Here is an 18091-nt window from a genome sequence, read left to right on the forward strand (position 1 = left end):
CCTGTACGCAAACGCGTTACTGTACTGCTTGTCCATCATAGCATGCACAATTGCCATGATTTCTGAACGATTTGGGTCAAAATTCGAGATCTATCCTATCTTTGACGGCTTTCATCCAGGCAACCGGATTGGTGCCGTCGGAGGATATGATATTGGCGTCGATGGTGATCGGCTGTGGCCGATACACAGCATGGCGCAGAATGTGCTCGTAATTGGTCCGCACGGACGCTGGGGCACTGAAGGCGACGCCGCCGAGCAACTGGGCTGCGCCCAGACAGACGACACCTTCGCACGATGCGGCTATCCAGCGCCGCTGGCCGTCATATTGCCGCAAAAACCGGTGCAGCCGAATGTCTTGATACACATCAGGTGTATAATGACCCCCAGGAATCATCAGAAGATGGAGATCTGCAGGCATGGTATTTTCGAGCGGCGCATCTGCCAAAAGGTGCAGCCCCTCACCTGTGGTGGTGGGTTTACCGTCCAAGGAAAAGACGCGCAACCGCCAGCCTTGGTGCTGGATTTGCCGAAGCAGGGCCGATAAATCGCCAAGAAGACAACCTGGTAAAGCGACGAACGCGGCTTTGCGCATGGCCACCCCCTCCTTTGTATGATGGAAATAAACGCTACCTTGTCGTATATCTCGTATGTTTTCGTTGACTGGTAGTCAATGTAGTTCGCGCCTGCTCGATGGGCGGATCGCGCGCGGTGGTCTATGTACCTCGCTGGTATCGCTTCTATCCTAACAAATTGTCGGAGGTGGAGGGAGTCTGTTGCAGCGTTCTCGACATTTTTTGCGTATTTTGGCCTTCCTATTCATTCTGGCAAGTCTCGGAATCGTTCGTCTGCCGCTGGCTAGTTGGGTGCATGAAATTGGCGGAACAGGTTTGCGAGGAGATTTGATGTGGATGGGGGCGATGGCAGTAGCGGCCGTTTTGCCCATTCCATCAGAACCCATCATGACGGCCAGTCTCCAGACAAATGGGCTTGTCGTGGGCACCTTGAACGATTTGTGCGGTGTGATGCTTGGCGCGCTCTTGTTGTTCGGGGTCGGTCGTTTGGCCGCCGGGGTGGTCGACGCCGCATTCGCTCGTCCACCGTTTTCCACATGGCGTCTGCGCGCAGAGACGGCGCTTGCCGATGGGCGGTTTTGGGTTTTGGTGGCATTGCAACTGCTACCGATTCCGTTTCTGGTGGTGAATTTGTTGCTTGGCGCGCTTCGGGAGGTAAAATTCTGGCCGTTTCTGTTTGCCAGTCTGCTGGGCTTTGCGCCATATCAAATTGTCTGGGCGCTTTTGTTCATCGGTTGGAAACATGCAGGTGTCTGGTGGCAATTCGCTTTGGTCATCCTGCTGGCGCTCGGCGTCTACCTGTGGCTGCACCGCTTTGGCAGGCGGCAAAAAGCGCGCAGACAGGCGGAGCGGTAAATGCTGTTCGGGCGGTCAAGTTCAGGCCGTTTGATTCAAACGACATCTGCTGTGAACCCCCAGTCAATACGGGCGACATCACGAACAGCAGGAATGTTTTCTGCAAATCACGAATCTGATAGTAAAGGCAGGCGGCGATTGCGCTGATTCGCTCGTGCTTCTGATGTGGGGTAACTGTATATGCGAACGGGAGGCGTCTTTTATGTCTGCTTCAACCGTTTTCTCATCTTTGCCAGAGGCTTTGTATGCCACAGTTGCGAAATATCCCAATCACTTGGCTTTGTCAGATCCTCCATCACTATCTAAATCCACATACACATATACACAAATGCGACAAACCATTGAATCCATTGCACAGATGCTGTTGGAACTCGATGTGCAAAAGGGAGACCGGGTTGGGTTGATTTCGGCAGGCCGCTCGTGGTGGCCCATCTGCGATTTCGCGATTATGGCGACAGGTGCGGTGACCGTGCCTGTGTATCCGAATGTGCCAGCCAGCCAGATCGGGTTTATTGTTCGTCATGCAGGGATGGCGGGTGTCTTTGTCGAGAATAAAGCATTGTATGAAACACTGCTGAAAACGCATTTCGACGAGCCTTTGGCCCTCTCTTTTGTCGTCATTTTGCAGGAAACCGATTTGGCGGACATCAAACAACGCGCGCCGTGGCCGACATTCAACTATGCAGCGTGGTGCCAGGCACAAGTCAGGGAAGAAGTCGGGCGATTGCCTGTCGAGATTCGCGCTGATGATATGGCGACCATCGTCTACACCTCGGGAACGACAGGGACGCCGAAAGGTGTGATTTTGACGCATGGCAACATCTTGGCGAATTTTTCGGGTATTCGTCAGCGGCTTGTTTTGGAACCAACAGACGTTCACCTCTCGTATTTGCCCTTGTGTCACATTTTTGAACGAACCTGCGGACAGTACGTACCGCTGTTGAGCGGGGCTTCCATTTGTTATGCCGAGTGCGTCGATACCATCGTCCAAGACTTTGCGCGTGTGCGGCCAACCGTGTTCACGACCGTCCCGCGGCTGCTGGAGAAAATGCAAGAGCGCGTAGAGGCGCAGATGGCGGCAAAAGGTGGCATTCAACTGTGGGTTTTTCGCCGCGCACTGGCGGCGGGCACACGGGCGCGCATCGACAAAGAGGCGGTTTCTCCCATCGCGCTGCAGGTATACGAACAGCTTGTATACAAGAAAATCAGGCAGGTTTTGGGCGGCCGTCTGCGCATTTGCTTCAGTGGCGGGGCGCCCTTGGCCAAACATGTCGGCCAGTTTTTCCTGGCGCTGGGCCTCTCGATTTGCGAAGGGTATGGCATGACCGAGACGTCGCCCGTGATTGCTTTCAACATACCAGGCCAACCTCGTCTGGGCACGGTCGGCCAGCGGCTGCGCAATGTGGAGGTGCGCCTGGCGGAGGATGATGAGCTGTTGGTGCGCGGAGCCAGTGTCACACCTGGCTATTATCGCAATCCTGAGGCCAACGAGGAAGCTTTTACGGAAGATGGTTGGTTTAAGACCGGTGACATCGCTACGCTTAGCGCCGATGGATACATTGCGATAACGGATCGAAAAAAACATCTACTGGTGCTGTCCACAGGAAAAAAAGTGACCCCCGCTCCCATTGAAAGCGACATTTTGCAAAGCGCTTGGATTGAGCAGGCGTGCTTGGTCGGTCAAGGCCGCAAGTTTGTCGCTGTGATTGTGGTTCCTTCTGACCAATTGTTCACTGATTTGGCCAAGACGCTTCCTGCTGACAAGGCGCAGATAGCAGCGTTCCTGCAAGATGAGGTGGCGCGCTGCACCGCACACTACGCGCAGTTCGAGCAACCGAAGCGCGTGATTGTGGCGAACGAGCCATTTACCGTCGAGAATGGGCTGTTGACGCCTACGCTCAAAGTGAAGAACACAGCCGTATATGCGGCGTATCAAAACGAAATCAATCACATTTACGATCACGCCGTCGATCCTGCCGAAAAGGCGCATCCGTTGTCGCACATCAACCGCACGATGGATTCGTCTCCGCCGGGTTTTTGATGGCCATGAGGACTTGCGTCCTAGAGGACGTGTGAAAATCCATCAGATTCGGATGACGAGTGGATTTTTTCATATGTCGCATAGAATGAGGGTTCACGCCGCGACATCTCCGTGTTAGTCTGTATGATTGCAGGCTTGTTTTGAAGGAGGCGTCCTCAATGCGCGAAGAAGAGGTCAATTTACTTGATGGACTGAATCCAGAGCAGAAGCGCGCTGTGCAAACGGTTGACGGACCGCTGCTCGTGGTCGCAGGGGCTGGCAGTGGCAAAACAAGTGTTTTGACCCGCCGCATCGCCTACTTGATTGGCAACCACAACGTTCCGGTGCATCAAATTTTGGCCATCACATTTACAAATAAGGCCGCGCGGGAAATGAAGGACAGAATTCGCAAGTTCATCGGTCGACGCGCAGAGGATTTGTGGATGGGCACGTTTCACAGCATTTGTGTGCGCATCCTGCGGCGTGAGGCGGAAGTGCTCGGTTACACATCAAATTTCACCATTCTTGATTCAGATGATCAACAATCCCTGATTTCACAGTGTTTGCTTGATTTAAACTGCGATTTGAAAAAGTTTGATCCACGCCAAATCGGCAGTACCATCTCCAACTGGAAAAACCTCATGTACTCTGTGGCAACCGTCAAAAAGTTGCCGTTGGACACGCGGTTGGAAGATTCTGTCGCCGCAGATGTATACGAGTTGTACCAATCGCGCTTGTTTGCCATCAACGCGATGGATTTTGACGATCTCATTATCCAGACGGTTCGTCTGTTGCAAACGGATGAACAGGTCAGAGCGCGCTATCAGGAAAAATTTCAGTATATCCTGATTGACGAGTATCAGGATACCAATCACGCGCAGTATCAACTGGTGCAGACGCTCGCTGAAGCGCACCGCAACCTCTGCGCCGTGGGCGATGCGGATCAGGCGATATACGCGTGGCGCGGCGCGGACATCGAAAACATGCTGCGCTTTGAGCATGATTATCCAGAGGCGAAGGTGATTTTGCTGGAGCGGAACTATCGCTCCACAGAGGCGATTCTAGCGGCGGCCAACGGGCTGATTGCCAACAACCAAAAGCGCAAGGAGAAAATGTTGCGCGCGGTCCGTGGTCGCGGTGATAATGTTGCGGTATGTTGTCTGACTGACAGTGAGCAGGAGGCGACTTTCGTCGCGGAAAGCATTGTGCAACACGTGAACAATGGCGGCACATATGGCGACGTCGCCATTTTGTATCGCGCCAACGCGCAGTCGCGAGCGATTGAGGAAGCGCTGATGGGACAGGCCATCCCGTATACGATTGTCGGGGGATTGACGTTTTATGATCGCAGGGAGATCAAAGATATTTTTGCCTACCTGCGGCTGCTGACCAACCCACGCGACGAGATCTCCCTGCTGCGCATCATCAATACGCCCAGACGCGGCTTGGGGGAACAGACCATCGGTCGCTTGATGGACTACGCGCATGCTGAGGGGATGACGCTCTATGAAGCGTTGGCGCATGGGGAAGCTGCAGGACTTAGCAGCAAGGTCAGCGAGTCGGCGCGCCAATTTCACGCCAAGCTCGGCGAATTGATGCTGTGGATGGAGGGCATGCCTGTATCAGAGTATCTGTCTGAGGTCCTGCACGCCATAAAATATCGTGAGATGTATTTGCAGAGCGGCAAAAAGGAAGATTTGCAGCGCGTGGAAAACATCGATGAACTGTTCAGTGTGACAAAGTCGTTTGACAAACGGCGCCAGGGTACGGTACAGGAATTCCTAGCTGAGGTCAGCTTGTTGAGCGATGTGGACAAAGAGCGTGAGAAAGGCAAGGGAAATGTCCGCTTGATGACCATGCACGCCAGCAAAGGGCTGGAATTTCCGCTCGTGTTTCTGGTCGGCATGGAGGAGGGCATCTTTCCGCACCCGAGGTCCATGGACGATGATCGATCCGTCGAAGAAGAGCGCAACCTCTGCTATGTCGGCATGACGCGGGCGATGGATCAACTGTATATGACTTATACGGTCGAGCGGACGTTGTTCGGCAACATCACTCAGCGCGAACCTTCGCGATTTTTGGACGAGTTGCCAGAAGCGTGGGTGACGTTGAGCGATTTTGCGGTGCAGCACAACATGGTGCTGGCGCCTGGACAGCACGTCAAACACGCGCAATTTGGCGAAGGCGTCATTTTGCATTTGGCCGCCGCCAAAGATGGCGGGGACGAGCAGGTGCAAGTGATGTTCCATCCATCGATAGGCATGAAGTGGGTCGGCAAGAATCTATTGCGGCCCAAAGCGGAATCCGTGGTACAATAAATGCACTTTGGGGATTTTGGACGGGATAGACCGCCGTGTGTGATGTGTCCGCACAAGCAGAATCATAGACATATGAGTCAATCAATGCATCGCGGATGGCGCGGTACCCAGGTACCGAAGTGATTATCAGGATGGGGGGAAGTCATTTGTATTGGTACATTGTCGGTGGCATCATCGTCTTGGTGATTGCGGCCTATGTTGTCGTCTTTCTCTTTGCGCGCAAACGCCAAAAGGCTTTTGATACCCAGTATTTGGCCATGAAAGAACGGCATGAAGTATTTGTGCTCAATAAGCGCAGGCTGCGCGAAAAAGGAACTTCTGGCATCGGAAAATATATGCCCATTCGCACGTACCAAGTGGTTGGACGTCTGACGGTTGGGCAGACGATGCGCGGTGTTCACATGAACCGCGTGCAAAATGTCACGTTCCGCACGACGAAGGAAGAGTACGACAAAATTCAGGTAAACCACAAATACAAGATGGATATCATGGGCAATTACATTGGCAACGTCATTTCCGAGGTGCAAAGCAAGCGCACGCAGAACGCGCAGCGCAGCAGCGCCAAGGCGAAAGTGCAGGAAGTTGCTGAAAGCAAACCAAAGCGCCGGTTTTTGCGCCGCAAAAACAGCAATTGAACGCTGGCGCCCCAAACTGGACCGCGATTTTGTGAATGTCAATTATCTAGGCTGATGCATAGGCTGTTGTGTCGACAAGGGGAAACGTTGAGGAGGTCGAGCACGCATGCCGAATGCATCGGTCAACATGATGTTAACACCGAAACCTGCGGCAAAGAAACGCAAGAAAAAAGGAACTTTGAAGGCGAGAGCCACAGCGCAAAAGAAACAAGTGAAACGGCAACCCGTGGTGGAATTGAGTTATCGGCCGCGGACGTTGCAGGATGACGCGTATATTTTGCAACTGACGAGATCGCAACTTGGCACCATTCACGAGCAAGCGTTTGGGCAACCGTTTCCGGATCAACAATTTCTCCAGTACATTCAATCCGGTGCGCCGACAATTGTCATTGAACAAAAAGGAAAGCCAATTGGTTACTACTCGTATCTGATAGGCCCAGATGCGAAAATGCACGTTAGCGCAATGGTGATAGATCCCGCACACCAATCGTCGGGGATTGGCAAAAGAGTGATGGCGAAATTGGAAGAGGACGCGATTGCGCAGGGTGTGCGCACCTTGGAAGTGTTCGTGCAGGAGAACAATGCGCCAAGTCTTGCCTTCACGCGCAGTTTAGGCTTCCAAGAAGTGTTTCGCATTGAACCGAACACCATCGGTTTTCAAAAGAGAATCGGAAACTGATGAAATGCAGAAGTGGTGATACCAGCGCGGTGACCAACTCGTGGTATTCACCACTTGCATCTTGTGCTGCCTACAGCGTATGCTAAGCATACGGAGGGATGCGAGATGTCGACAGAACAAATGGCCTCCATCGAAGAGAAAATTGAGGAAGCGTTGTCCTCCATTCGCGAGGCCATTCAAATGGATGGCGGCGATGTGGAGTTTGTATCGTATGACGAGTTGTCAAAGACTGTATTTGTTTCTTTGCAGGGAGCCTGCGTAGGTTGTCCTGCCAGCGTGATGACCCTCAAAATGGGTGTTGAGCGCGCAGTCAAGAAAGTTGTGCCAGATGTGGAGTTTGTTGAGGCCATCTAAATGGCGCAGCACGAAAGTATCGCATCATTTTCAAGGTAGAATGAGCGATGTGATTTTCACAATGGCGTGGAGGCATGGCGCGGTGCACAGCATCGCGCCATTTTGTTTGATTGTCGCCAAACGCGCCAAGCGGACGGGAGGCTTTTTCTTGCAGGTTGAAATGCTGCAAGGTGCACTTCAGATACATGCAGACAAGCGTTTTGTCGGTTGGCGTCTGGATGATTTTATGATCAGACAGCTGCAATTGCCTGCCAATGATGTCGCACAGTTATTTGCGCGCAAATGCGTGCGCAAAGGAAGCCATGTGGCAGATGCTGCGGTTACGCTTGACGCGAAAACAAAAATCACACTGGTGGATCCAGCGCCCCGTCTTGCCAAAGTGAGCGCAGCCGTCACAGCGCCACCAATTCTATTCGAGGACGATCACGTTCTCGTTGTGCATAAAGCACCTGGCCTCATCATTCATGCGGAAGATCCACAAACGCCGACGTTAGATCAACAAGTTGCAGCTTATTATGAATATACTGGACAAGCGAGTCCTGTACTCCACGTGCATCGTTTGGATCGGCCGACGACGGGGGCGGTGGTGTACGCAAAGCATCGTTTCATCGCCCGAGCGTTGGATTACCAGTTGACAGCACGGCAGATGAAACGGCGTTACTTCGCCGTGGTGCAAGGCGCGCGGTTGGCGAAAAAGTTGACGGTGGATGAACCAATCGCCCGCAATCGGCATCAGGCTGGTTTATATCGTGTATCATCAACAGGTAAATCAGCGCGTACACATTTTCGTGTGCAAGCGCAAACGGCTGCGCCAAGTGGGCACCTAGCGCTCGTCAAATGCGAGTTGGAAACCGGACGTACACACCAAATTCGCGTTCACGCCGCGTTTCTCGGCGCACCCATCGTGGGTGACAAGGATTACGGCGGCGTGTCTGCTATCGGCGATTTCCCGCCATCTGGTCAAATTGCGTTGCATGCGTATCAGGTGACCTTTTACCATCCATATGAAGAACAGACCATCGAGGTAAAATCACCGCTGGATGAGGGTTGGCAGCGATACTTAAGGCAACAATGGTCATTAGAGCAGTATTTGTGATACGGTCCGGACCAGTAGAAACACGCATATGCAGTCAAATGGGGCACTGCAACGGTATCGCTTGTTTTTTAGATGGAGATTGTTTTTAGGAGTGTGGGTATGCGTCAAAAAATGCGCTTAGCTGCACGGTTTTTTTCTTTGCTTGGCGCCAGCCTGGTGAGACACGACTTGCCAGCATTATCAGCTAGAATCTGTTTTTATGCGATGTTTTCCCTGTTTCCGCTATTGTTGTTGGTGATTTACGGGACGACGCGCATCGTGCCACACCTGCAAATTGAATCGCTTTTACTGCGCATGATGCAACCGTATTACCCGGACGTGTCGGACGCAAACAGCTTCATCAAGCGCAGCATTCAGAGTTTAGCCGCTGCTGGCGGGAAGATTCCCTTGTTTAGTTTTGCCATCCTCGCATGGTCTGCAGGGAGCGCTTTTATCGCGGTTCAACAGGCGATGGACATCATTTTCGAGGTTCAACAGCAGCGCAATTTTTTCGCTCGCCGCTTGATCAGCTTCGCCATGCTTGTGTTGCTGATCATCCTCGCGGTGATTTCATCTTTTGCGCTGGCGTTTTATCCGGCGTTTGTTCACAGGATCAGCGCGGGAACTGTATTTTCGCATTGGGTGCCGCTTTTACATGGAATCAGCCGGATACTTTATCCGTTTTCCCTGTTCGTCACATGTTTTATTTTTTATCGCTTCCTGCCGTCGCGCCGGACAGAAAACTACAGTGTGCTCATTGGCGCGCTGACTGCGACCGTTGCGCTGGACTTGGCGCGCACTGGCTTTGTCATTTACGCCGCCCATTTGGTCACCTACCATTTCATCTATGGCGGTTTGACGGTGGTCATGCTGTTGATTCTCTGGCTTTATATCGCCAGCATCATGCTGTTGTTTGGCGCTGAAATTGCCGCTTCCCTTGAGCGGTTTGGCCGTCTGGCTGTAAAGCCGGCGGTGGAGTGACACTGAACAAGGTTGTCCCATACTCAACGAATGGCTCGATAAACCAGACAAGCCACGTAAAACATCCAAGCGGTCGGGCCGAATTGATATACCATGCGCTTGGCTTTGCGGACGGCTCGTTGTTGGTGAACTTTGGTGTCGGACAGATACATGCCGAGTAGACCTTGGATGACGAACCGATGGATGGAACCGCCATAGGGCATATCTTTGCACCTGCGCCAGCTTTGTTTGGCAAAATGTTTGATCCGCCGCCGGGCCAACTGCTTGTCCGCGTAACATTCGATAAAATTAAAATCCCCTTCCTGTGCATCCTCTTCCAAGTCGATGAGATAGTCGAGCAAAATATGCAAACCGCATACCCACGGAAAGTAGCTCTCGTGAATCTTTGGCACTGTCTCGTCGTCAATGTCGTAAGTGGCTGCGAGAAACAGAGAGAACATACCCAGTGTTGAGCCACTCGCTGCGGCGAATTCCCACCATTCAACCCCTTCAAATTCAGCTGTGTATGGGGCGCTCCAAGCCATCAGCGTCGAAGTGCGAAGATGGGGCTCAATATGTTTGTGTTGTTGCAGTTCACAATAGCGCTCCACATACCATGCAACCTGATCCTGCACCAAAGCATACTGGGGCAATTGCTGGATGCAACGTTGGCATGTCTGGACCAAATCCGCCAAGTAACCGCCGTCGTCTGGTTGGCCGCGCAGCGCGTAATACGCGCGCAGCGGCGCATTGGGACGCACCGCGTCTCGCATGCTGTGATGCAATTGGCGAAAGTCATCTGCGTCGTATCGTGCACAGCGATCACACAGATTGTCCAAATAATCGCTAATCGTTTGCAAGGCGACAATCAATTCCACCAAGGTCGCTGCAAAAGCGGGGTGGGCGGCTGCGTAAACTGTCCCGCCATCGGCGTGGAACCGTTTATGCTGCAGGCTCGACAATGCTTGTTGCCGCAGTTCACTGTCTGGAATGGCGTCTGCTTTAGCCGTCCATCGCTCAATCTGACGTCTGGCGAGTGGCATCACGTCGTGGAAGAGTCGGTACAAAAATACGGTTGGTCGCTTGGGTGTCACAGATGTCAGATAAAAGACCTCCCGCTGCCCCGCTAGGGGCGATTTGTGCATCGAGATCAAACAAGTCTCGTTTATGCTGCAACGGTCATTTTTCAAGAAACTGATTGATGGTGCCTGCCCAACCGAGCACTTTTTTGGCGTTGTCCATGTTCAGCCATTGTTTCACATCAAAATCTGGCGCTTTTGCCGCAGGTTGCGCTTGTTGCGCCGGTGCTGGCGCGCTGGTCGCCGGCTTGGCATTCGCTTGCCCTGCCGAGGAAAATGGAATTGGCTGATTTAATTTGGGCCAATGCGCTGGGTGAGTCTGGCCAGCCGGTGGCGCCATCTGTTGCAGCATCTGTGGATGCATGGATTGCCCCTGACCAATCAACCCGCGGCGTCGTGCGCCGTGATAAGTCATGCCAAACAGTTGGCGCACTTTTTCATCGTTTGCCACATCAAAGGCGAGTGATCCGAATTTGATAAACGAGTTAAATTGCACGTCGCTCCCTCCCGACCTGTCATTGCTTCATGATATGCAGGTCGCTTGCAGGCGTCCTCCGCGCGCGTCTTCATCGCCGAATTACGCCAAGCAAGGTGAGTTGATATAGGCAGAGAGCAACTGCCATGTGGCCGCCAGCGCCTCTTCGTGCGTCCGCTCATAGGCGTGGGAATTGGCGACACCAGGTCCAATCAATGCGTGACGCACATCGGCGCCAGCTTGGACTGCCGCAGACGCGTCTGAACCATAATATGGGTAAATATCGACTGCATAATGCACATCGTTCGCCTTGGCCAGCTTCATCAGGTGCCGACGCAATCCTTCGTGGTAAGGGCCGCTTGCATCCATGGCGCAGATGGACACGCAGTGTTCATCTGTCGTGAGGCCGTCGCCCATGGCGCCCATGTCCACGGCGAGGTATTCAACAATCTCCGGCGCGATGTTCGAATTGCCGCCGTAGCCGATTTCCTCGTTGTTGCTGATGAGCACATCCAGTCCATGCGGCAGCACGAGGTCTGTTTGTTTGATGTGCTGCAACAGCCCAAAGAGGACGGCGACACTCGCCTTGTCATCGAGGTGCCGACTCTTGATATAGCCCGTATCGGTCACCGCCACGCGCGGGTCCCAGGCGACAAAATCGCCGACTTGAATGCCAAGCGCCTGCACGTCGGCTGGGCTTGTCACTTTGGCGTCGATCACGATTTCCATGTTGTCGTCATTGCGCTTGGTGTCGCCGACTTCACGGTTGACATGCACAGATGTGTTGTGGAGCAGGATGGTGCCGCTGATAAGCTTTCCATCGGCACAAATGACATTGCAATATTCACCTTCCACGGTGTTCCAGGCATAGCCGCCGATGCGGTGAACGCGCAGGCGTCCGTTGTCGAGAATCTGTTTCACCATGCCGCCGAGCGTGTCGACATGCGCAGTCAAAAAACGGCGTTTGGCCATGTCTTTTCCAGGGACATGAATGAGCAAACCACCTTTGTTGATGATGGAAGTGCCATAGCCCAACGCATTTGCTTCAGTTTCAAGCATTTGGATAATTTTTGCCGTATGCCCAGTTGGCGATGGGGTATTTAATAAGCGCACAAGTAAATCTTTTATGTATGATAGCGATTCCATTTGCCTGAACTCCCTTTATGTTTGCGATTTGATTTGCACAACTGTCACAATTGTCCCCTCATTGTAACACAGTGACAGTTGTTACGCCGTGCAGGACAACGCGTTTTCACGTATGATATTCGAGGAGAAAAGTTTGACCGAAAAGGAGCTTCACGGTCTATGCGAGCAATGATCAAGCGTACAAATGAAATGGTCGATCACTTTCAACGGATCGAGAAATGGATAGCAGGGCAGGGAGATTCTATTTACTCTGGGCGAATGCGCGAGATTCTGGCGCAGTTAACTGCCGATTCACCGGCGATGACTGTAGCGTTTTGCGGCCTCTTCTCGGCTGGCAAGTCGAGTCTCATCAACGCCTTGTGTCAGGTAGACGATTTGGCGACAGGGGCGGTGCCAACTACGAGTGATGTGGCGGTGGTTGTGCTTCCTGCGACACAGGATCGCGTGCAGTTGTTGGATACCCCGGGAGTCGATTCCACGGATGAAACGCACAGAGAGGCGACAATGAACGCGCTGCACCGGGCGGACGTGATGGTGCTTGTGGCAGATTATCAGCACGTTGAGGCGGAAGAGAATCTTGAACTGCTTCGCGCCTTTACGGACGAGGGAAAGCGGCTCTTGTTTGTCGTCAATCAGGTGGATAAACATCTGGACTTTGAATTGCCATTTGTTTCGTTTCAAACGCATGTGGAGGAAGCGCTGGACGATTACGGCATCGTGGTCGAGCGAATTTTTTATACTTCAACCACTTCGTCTCCGTATAACCAGTTGGATGATTTGCGCGCCTGGTTGACGGCGTTGGGAGATACAGATGAGGAAGCCCGGCTTGAACAAGTGAAAAAACGGCTCACCGATTTGGTGCGCGAGGCGGTTGCTGGGCAGTATGCGAAAAGACGTGATGAGGCGTTGGACGCTGTTGCGCGCGAAATGGAGCAACGTCCGCTTGATACGGCTGAGGCGCGCGCCTGGTTGTCGGCAGAAGAAACGCGGCATCAGCAGTTGAATGAACAGTTGCAGGCGGCTTATCAAAAGACGGTGGAGGCGCGCAATGAGCTGCGCGAGCGCTGGATTCGAGTGGTTGAGCTGGCGCAAATTGCCCCGTATGAAACGACGGAAAAAGGACGTTTATATGTCGAGAGTTTGCGGCCAGACTTCAAAGTAGGTGTTTTGTTTGCGGCCAAGAAGACAAAGGTGGAACAAACGGCGCGCGCAGAACGGTTCCTTCAAGATTTAAACGAGCGGATCGACAACTATTTGGTGACACCGTTGACCAATCAGATTGCCCAGGATGTGCGGCAAAGCGATTGGGGCAAAGACGAATGGCTGGGCGATTTGAGCCAAATTCAGTTGACGGTCGATGAGGATTATGTGCACCGTTTGGTAAAAAGTGGAGCGCTGGTTTCGTCGCAATATCCTTACCAGTATGTGAAAGATGTCGTCAGTCGCGTCAAACGCGACGTCAGCGCCCAGTTGACGATGTTGGTCGACGGTTGGTTTGCAGCGGCAAAGGCCGATTTTTTTGCTGCACAGCAAGAATTGCAGGCGCAAATCGACACTGCGCATCGTCGCGCTCGTTCACTAGAGATGTATTTATCGGTCTGTGCGGACGAGCAGACGACAATCGACCAACTTTTGGCGGGGGAGGTGCCTGTAACATCGTGACAGATGAACGCAAACGTGACAAGTTACTCAATCAAATTCGCGATGTGAGAGATAGGTTGACCGGGATTGCCGGGCTATCTCTCCAAGAATTGGACGAAGTGGAGGCGCGGCTGCAGGAGAATCGCTATTTGATCGCTGTTTTTGGCGCATTCTCGGCTGGCAAATCGTCTTTGCTCAACGCGCTTTTAGGACAAGCGTTGTTGACGGTGTCGCCCAATCCGACCACAGCGTCGGTCACGCAGCTAGAAGGAAGCATCGGCGACAAAATCGATGTCGTGGTGACCGCCAAAACCGAGGCGGAACTGTGGCGTGATGTGGAAAGTACGTTCGCTGCGCTGCACGAGCATCCGGCAACCTTAAGTGAAGCCATTGCGCGCGCTGCGACACTCAATCCGCGCGATTACCCAACTGCGCTGCGCAGTCATCTGCGCTTTTTGAAGGCGATTCACAGCGGCTACGAGGAGATGTCAGCGCGTTTAGGGACGCAGTGGCACACCACGGTTTCCGAATTACAGTCTTTTAGTGCCATTGAACAATACGCGGCCTATGTGTCACGTGTCGACGTCCACGCGGCCCATCCGTGGCTGCAAAAGGGCTTTTTGTTCGTCGATACACCCGGCGTTGACTCCATTCATCGTCGACATACAGATGTCGCTTTTCGCTATATGCGTCGCGCCGATGCGATTGTCTTTGTGATGTATTACTCACATGCGTTCACCCAGGGAGACCGGGATTTCCTCCTCCAATTGTCGGGTGTGCAGGATGTGGCGCAGGCGAATAAACTGTTTGCGGTCATCAATGCCGTCGACTTGGCCAAATCAGAGGATGAGCGCGTCGCTGTGCGCACGCGCGTCGAACAAGAAATGCGTCGACTGGGCATGCGTTTTCCGCGCATTTACGAGGTTTCTGCGCAAATCGCCTTGGCAGCCCGGCAGCTTGCGCACGGAGGAAATGACGCTGCGTTCGAGGAGATGGCGCGCGCGCGCTTGCAGTTGGCTGCAGATGCGCCGCTCCCTGAGCCAGATGAGATGCTGGCGCAGTCGGGCGTCACCTTGCTGGAAACGGATTTGACCAACTATGTCGAACAGGAAGGGGAAGCGCTGGCTGGCGACATGGTGGCGAGAACACTGCGTGAACTTGCCCGTCAAATCAAACAGTTCATTGAGGAAGCAAACATGCGTCAGGCTGCGGATGACGCTGCTAAACAGGCGCGCATCGACATGCTGACAGCGCTCAAGGAGCGCTTGGAGAGCGCACGTGCGATGGAGATCGAATCGAAAAATGCGAGCGTGATTCGCCAGTTTGACAAGGAGTTGGCGGAATTGGTGTTTCACGCGGCAGAGCGTCTGCGCCTGCGCTATCGAGATCTGTTTCGGGATGCGTACAATCCAGGGCGGTTTCGACTGGGCAAGCCGCAGGACAAGCTGCGGGAGGCCGCTTCTGCGCTGTGTGATGCTTTAGCGCGCCAAGTCGATATCGAAACGCGGACATTTTCTTTGCGCGCGGCAAATTTGGCCGAACAGACATCTTTGAACTGGCTGCAGAAATGGCAAACGTCTCTTGCGCAGGCTGCGGTTTCAAACAACCGCTTGCCGCGCGCCGATTTTTCCAATCTCGTTGTAGAAGATGTGCACTGCGAGATTTCGTCGTTGCCGTTGGAGCAGCAGGCGCGTCATTTCTCAACTGGTCGTCAATTCTTCGAAGGGGGCGGCCAGCGAGCGATGCTGGATGCCACAGAAGAGGGCATGATGGAATTTGTGCGCCAAGCGTTGGCGGACACCACGCGGCAGATCATCCAGGCTGCGACATTACAGGTCCAGTCGCATTTGGGCGACGGATGTGCCCAGTTGCTCGAACAAGTGCGCCGTGCGATAGAGGATACGAATAAACCGTTTGATGCGTCATTGTTGGCGCAATTGCGCCAGGCTTTCGAGTACTTGGGTTCACTTGGATTTTCGGAATGACAAAGATGTCCTTCACGTGTGAATGAGGCTTGTTCGCGTTCACCTTTGGATATGCTAGATGGGAGAGATGCCAATGTGTCAACGAATACAGCATGTTTGGCACCTGTGACGTCGGTTTTACCGATATAGAGGATCTGCAAGTGACACCCATGGCAAGATCCTACTTGTTATGCGCGCTTGTCCCCGCTTGCTTTCGCGGATAATATGAAAGCAAGCGTTTTAGTGATTCATGCTGAACATGATCTGCGTTGCCCGGTTGAACAGGCTGAGCAATTTTATGCAGCGCTTCGGTATCATCATGTCCCTGTGCGCATGGTCCGCTTTCCGGACGAATCCGATGATTTGTCGCGCAGTGGGCAACTGTGGCACCGTGTGGTACGGTGGGAGTATATTGTTGTGTTTCTTCAGAACCAGTTGGTCGTGTAAAGACGGCAGCTCAAGCGGGAGCTGAACGAATTTTTGAGGGGGAAGCAGGATGGGGCGTCGCTGGAACGAGTTTGACGACTGGCCCGAGCAAGGACGCGGCGGGAAAAGAAGAGCATCGGTCTTATGGCCAAGTATTGTAGCTGGTCTCGCCGTGTTTTACGTGTTTGGCATATGGACGGGCGCAGCCATCGCGCATCCTTCCCGTTCAAATGTGGTGGCCTATTTACCGAGTCCGAACACTGGCGGATCGAGCACGAATTCAGGTGCCAATCCGTCTACATCAGGCACTTCGGATTCAAATGTGGTGACCAACATCTACAACGCGACCAAGGACAGCATTTTCACCATCACCGCCGTGTCCGATGGCAGTGCGAAGTCCGGTCCGCAAGAGGATGTTGGCACAGGTTTTTTGATCGACAATAAAGGAGATGTCGCGACCAATGCACACGTGGTTGGCACCTCGAAGACGGTCAATGTCGCGCAAGGCAATCACACGTACAAGGGAACGGTCTTGAGCGCCGATACGCTTGATGATTTAGCGGTTGTTCATATTAACGCGCCTGCATCGTTGCAGCCGTTGCAACTAGGTAGTGCTAAAACACTGCAACCCGGTGATTTAGTGGTGGCAATTGGCAATCCGTTCGAATTGACCGAGAGCGTCAGTTCGGGCATCGTCAGCGGCTTGAACCGTTCGATGTCGGAAAGTAGCGGTCACGTCATGAACGGGATGATTCAGACCGATGCGCCGCTCAATCCAGGCAATTCCGGGGGACCGTTGTTCAATGCCGCAGGCCAGGTCGTCGGCATCAACACGATGATTGAGAGTCCGATAGAAGGTTCCATCGGCGTGGGCTTCGCCATTCCGATTGATAGATTGGTGCAATTGGAGCAGCAACTGATCTCTGGTCAATCCATCAATCATGCATGGTTGGGGATTGAAGGGATGGATGTCGATTCCCTGATGGCAAAGGAGATGCACTTGAGCGTCAGTACGGGGATTTATGTGACAGAGGTCACGAAAGGCGGTCCTGCGGCGACAGCGGGCATGAAAGGCGACAGCAACGCCAGTAAGTTGGACAGTGCGAGTGATTCCGCAGATCCATTCAAGATATTGAAGGGCGACGGGGATATCATTGTCGGCGTGGACGGCAAATCGGTGGCCACCATCGAAGCTTTGACACAAATCGTCAACCAAGACAGTGTCGGACAGGTCATTACCCTGGAAATTATTCGGAATGGTCAACATCAAACGGTGAAGGTCAAACTGGGAAAGTGGCCTAGCAGTCAGTAAATATCAACAATGTTTTTCTTATCAAAGCCTCTGTCAGCAAACGGGACAGAGGCTTTGATATGTTTATCACGGTGCGTACAGATGATGGCGCATCGTGAACTATTCTTTTTTGGCGTCTGTTGCAAACTGCTGCAACGTTTCTAGAAAATGCGCTGGTGCCAGATACGTGTGGTCATTAAAGAAGATGAGAATCACGTTCGTACTTGTCTGGGCAATCGGAATACTGATGGTATTGCTCGTAGACTGAAACAAGAGATTGGCGATGTTCGTCGCAAAATCGCCCTCACTGCCCTGATACAGTTGCGCCGTTCCAAGCAGTTTACACAGTTTCAATATGCTCGCCTGATCTGTGAGCGTATAGTACTGTTGCGTTGGTTGTGATGTTGTAGCACTAGGTTCAACCAGCACCTGTTCGACATTCGATACATCCATTGATTGGCCGAGCATCTGTACATGCACATGCTGTTTGCTGTACTCAAATATCACGATGGCGACGAACAGGCAGATCATCAGGATGGGAATGATAAATAGTTTCGGCGTAATTCGCCTGGATCTCATACTAAACATAAACGACACCTCG

16 protein-coding genes and 1 pseudogene are annotated in these 18091 nt (G+C 52.9%); 12 read left to right on the forward strand and 5 right to left on the reverse strand.

The features are described from left to right. Window positions 1–76 precede the first annotated feature (76 nt). On the reverse strand, window positions 77–592 hold the full coding sequence (locus tag ACFSB2_RS01365) for a DJ-1/PfpI family protein (protein WP_377940753.1): 516 nt from the start codon (window positions 590–592) through the stop codon (window positions 77–79). 181 nt (window positions 593–773) lie between these two features. Here ACFSB2_RS01365 and ACFSB2_RS01370 point away from each other — a divergent pair, with 181 nt between their 5' ends. From ACFSB2_RS01370 to ACFSB2_RS01405, 8 genes are all read left to right on the forward strand, one after another. Beyond that, window positions 774–1427 (forward strand): TVP38/TMEM64 family protein, encoded by a 654-nt coding sequence (locus ACFSB2_RS01370; RefSeq protein ID WP_377940754.1) that lies wholly within the window; start codon window positions 774–776, stop codon window positions 1425–1427. A 202-nt stretch (window positions 1428–1629) separates the two neighbouring features. After that, window positions 1630–3468, forward strand: coding sequence for an AMP-dependent synthetase/ligase (locus ACFSB2_RS01375; RefSeq protein WP_377940755.1), 1839 nt, complete (start codon window positions 1630–1632; stop codon window positions 3466–3468). Window positions 3469–3626: 158 nt separating this feature from the next. Beyond that, window positions 3627–5765, forward strand: coding sequence for an ATP-dependent helicase (locus tag ACFSB2_RS01380; RefSeq protein WP_377940757.1), 2139 nt, complete (start codon window positions 3627–3629; stop codon window positions 5763–5765). A 146-nt stretch (window positions 5766–5911) separates the two neighbouring features. Continuing rightward, window positions 5912–6400: a hypothetical protein gene (locus tag ACFSB2_RS01385; RefSeq protein WP_377940758.1), complete on the forward strand. Its 489-nt coding sequence runs from the start codon at window positions 5912–5914 to the stop codon at window positions 6398–6400. Between the two features lie 106 nt (window positions 6401–6506). Next, the gene (locus ACFSB2_RS01390; protein WP_377940759.1) at window positions 6507–7079 is read left to right on the forward strand and encodes a GNAT family N-acetyltransferase; all 573 of its coding nucleotides are present in this window, start codon (window positions 6507–6509) and stop codon (window positions 7077–7079) included. 105 nt (window positions 7080–7184) lie between these two features. Continuing rightward, a complete protein-coding gene (locus ACFSB2_RS01395; protein ID WP_377940760.1) occupies window positions 7185–7433 on the forward strand; it encodes a NifU family protein in 249 nt (82 codons plus the stop codon). Between the two features lie 82 nt (window positions 7434–7515). After that, on the forward strand, window positions 7516–8529 hold the full coding sequence (locus tag ACFSB2_RS01400; RefSeq protein WP_377940761.1) for an RluA family pseudouridine synthase: 1014 nt from the start codon (window positions 7516–7518) through the stop codon (window positions 8527–8529). A gap of 99 nt (window positions 8530–8628) precedes the next feature. Next, window positions 8629–9489 (forward strand): YihY/virulence factor BrkB family protein, encoded by an 861-nt coding sequence (locus tag ACFSB2_RS01405; RefSeq protein ID WP_377940762.1) that lies wholly within the window; start codon window positions 8629–8631, stop codon window positions 9487–9489. A 23-nt stretch (window positions 9490–9512) separates the two neighbouring features. Here the strand turns inward: ACFSB2_RS01405 and ACFSB2_RS01410 are convergent, their stop codons facing one another. The 3 genes from ACFSB2_RS01410 to ACFSB2_RS01420 form a co-directional block, all read right to left on the reverse strand. Next, on the reverse strand, window positions 9513–10613 hold the full coding sequence (locus ACFSB2_RS01410; RefSeq protein ID WP_377940763.1) for a tetraprenyl-beta-curcumene synthase family protein: 1101 nt from the start codon (window positions 10611–10613) through the stop codon (window positions 9513–9515). Between the two features lie 34 nt (window positions 10614–10647). After that, window positions 10648–11043: a hypothetical protein gene (locus ACFSB2_RS01415; RefSeq protein WP_377940766.1), complete on the reverse strand. Its 396-nt coding sequence runs from the start codon at window positions 11041–11043 to the stop codon at window positions 10648–10650. Window positions 11044–11124: 81 nt separating this feature from the next. Beyond that, window positions 11125–12168 (reverse strand): M42 family metallopeptidase, encoded by a 1044-nt coding sequence (locus ACFSB2_RS01420; RefSeq protein ID WP_377940767.1) that lies wholly within the window; start codon window positions 12166–12168, stop codon window positions 11125–11127. 159 nt (window positions 12169–12327) lie between these two features. On the opposite strand from ACFSB2_RS01420, the gene ACFSB2_RS01425 reads away from it, so the two are divergent. From ACFSB2_RS01425 to ACFSB2_RS01440, 4 genes and pseudogenes are all read left to right on the forward strand, one after another. Next, entirely contained in the window at window positions 12328–13830 is a 1503-nt protein-coding gene (locus tag ACFSB2_RS01425; RefSeq protein WP_377940768.1) for a dynamin family protein, read from the forward strand. Beyond that, complete coding sequence (locus ACFSB2_RS01430; RefSeq protein ID WP_377940769.1) at window positions 13827–15794, forward strand: dynamin family protein; 1968 nt, start codon at window positions 13827–13829, stop codon at window positions 15792–15794. Before ACFSB2_RS01425 ends, ACFSB2_RS01430 begins: the two co-directional genes overlap by 4 nt. Window positions 15795–15953: 159 nt before the next feature. Next, window positions 15954–16220: pseudogene (locus ACFSB2_RS01435) on the forward strand (alpha/beta hydrolase family protein); the annotation flags it as partial. Window positions 16221–16269: 49 nt separating this feature from the next. Next, a complete protein-coding gene (locus tag ACFSB2_RS01440) occupies window positions 16270–17511 on the forward strand; it encodes a S1C family serine protease (protein WP_377940770.1) in 1242 nt (413 codons plus the stop codon). A 99-nt stretch (window positions 17512–17610) separates the two neighbouring features. On the opposite strand, the gene ACFSB2_RS01445 is transcribed toward ACFSB2_RS01440, so the two are convergent. Next, on the reverse strand, window positions 17611–18078 hold the full coding sequence (locus ACFSB2_RS01445) for a hypothetical protein (protein WP_377940771.1): 468 nt from the start codon (window positions 18076–18078) through the stop codon (window positions 17611–17613). Window positions 18079–18091: the final 13 nt, after the last annotated feature.

Source organism: Alicyclobacillus fodiniaquatilis, from assembly GCF_042678105.1.
Lineage (GTDB): Bacteria > Bacillota > Bacilli > Alicyclobacillales > Alicyclobacillaceae > Alicyclobacillus > Alicyclobacillus fodiniaquatilis.

Excerpts from the sequence above, each read along its gene's own strand:
- ACFSB2_RS01365 (WP_377940753.1), bottom strand. The coding sequence starts at position 592 with ATGCGCAAAGCCGCGTTCGTCGCTTTACCAGGTTGTCTTCTTGGCGAT.
- ACFSB2_RS01375 (WP_377940755.1), top strand. The coding sequence starts at position 1,630 with ATGTCTGCTTCAACCGTTTTCTCATCTTTGCCAGAGGCTTTGTATGCC.
- ACFSB2_RS01380 (WP_377940757.1), top strand. The coding sequence starts at position 3,627 with ATGCGCGAAGAAGAGGTCAATTTACTTGATGGACTGAATCCAGAGCAG.
- ACFSB2_RS01390 (WP_377940759.1), top strand. The coding sequence starts at position 6,507 with ATGCCGAATGCATCGGTCAACATGATGTTAACACCGAAACCTGCGGCA.
- ACFSB2_RS01395 (WP_377940760.1), top strand. The coding sequence starts at position 7,185 with ATGTCGACAGAACAAATGGCCTCCATCGAAGAGAAAATTGAGGAAGCG.
- ACFSB2_RS01405 (WP_377940762.1), top strand. The coding sequence starts at position 8,629 with ATGCGTCAAAAAATGCGCTTAGCTGCACGGTTTTTTTCTTTGCTTGGC.
- ACFSB2_RS01410 (WP_377940763.1), bottom strand. The coding sequence starts at position 10,613 with ATGCACAAATCGCCCCTAGCGGGGCAGCGGGAGGTCTTTTATCTGACA.
- ACFSB2_RS01420 (WP_377940767.1), bottom strand. The coding sequence starts at position 12,168 with ATGGAATCGCTATCATACATAAAAGATTTACTTGTGCGCTTATTAAAT.
- ACFSB2_RS01425 (WP_377940768.1), top strand. The coding sequence starts at position 12,328 with ATGCGAGCAATGATCAAGCGTACAAATGAAATGGTCGATCACTTTCAA.
- ACFSB2_RS01440 (WP_377940770.1), top strand. The coding sequence starts at position 16,270 with ATGGGGCGTCGCTGGAACGAGTTTGACGACTGGCCCGAGCAAGGACGC.
- ACFSB2_RS01445 (WP_377940771.1), bottom strand. The coding sequence starts at position 18,078 with ATGTTTAGTATGAGATCCAGGCGAATTACGCCGAAACTATTTATCATT.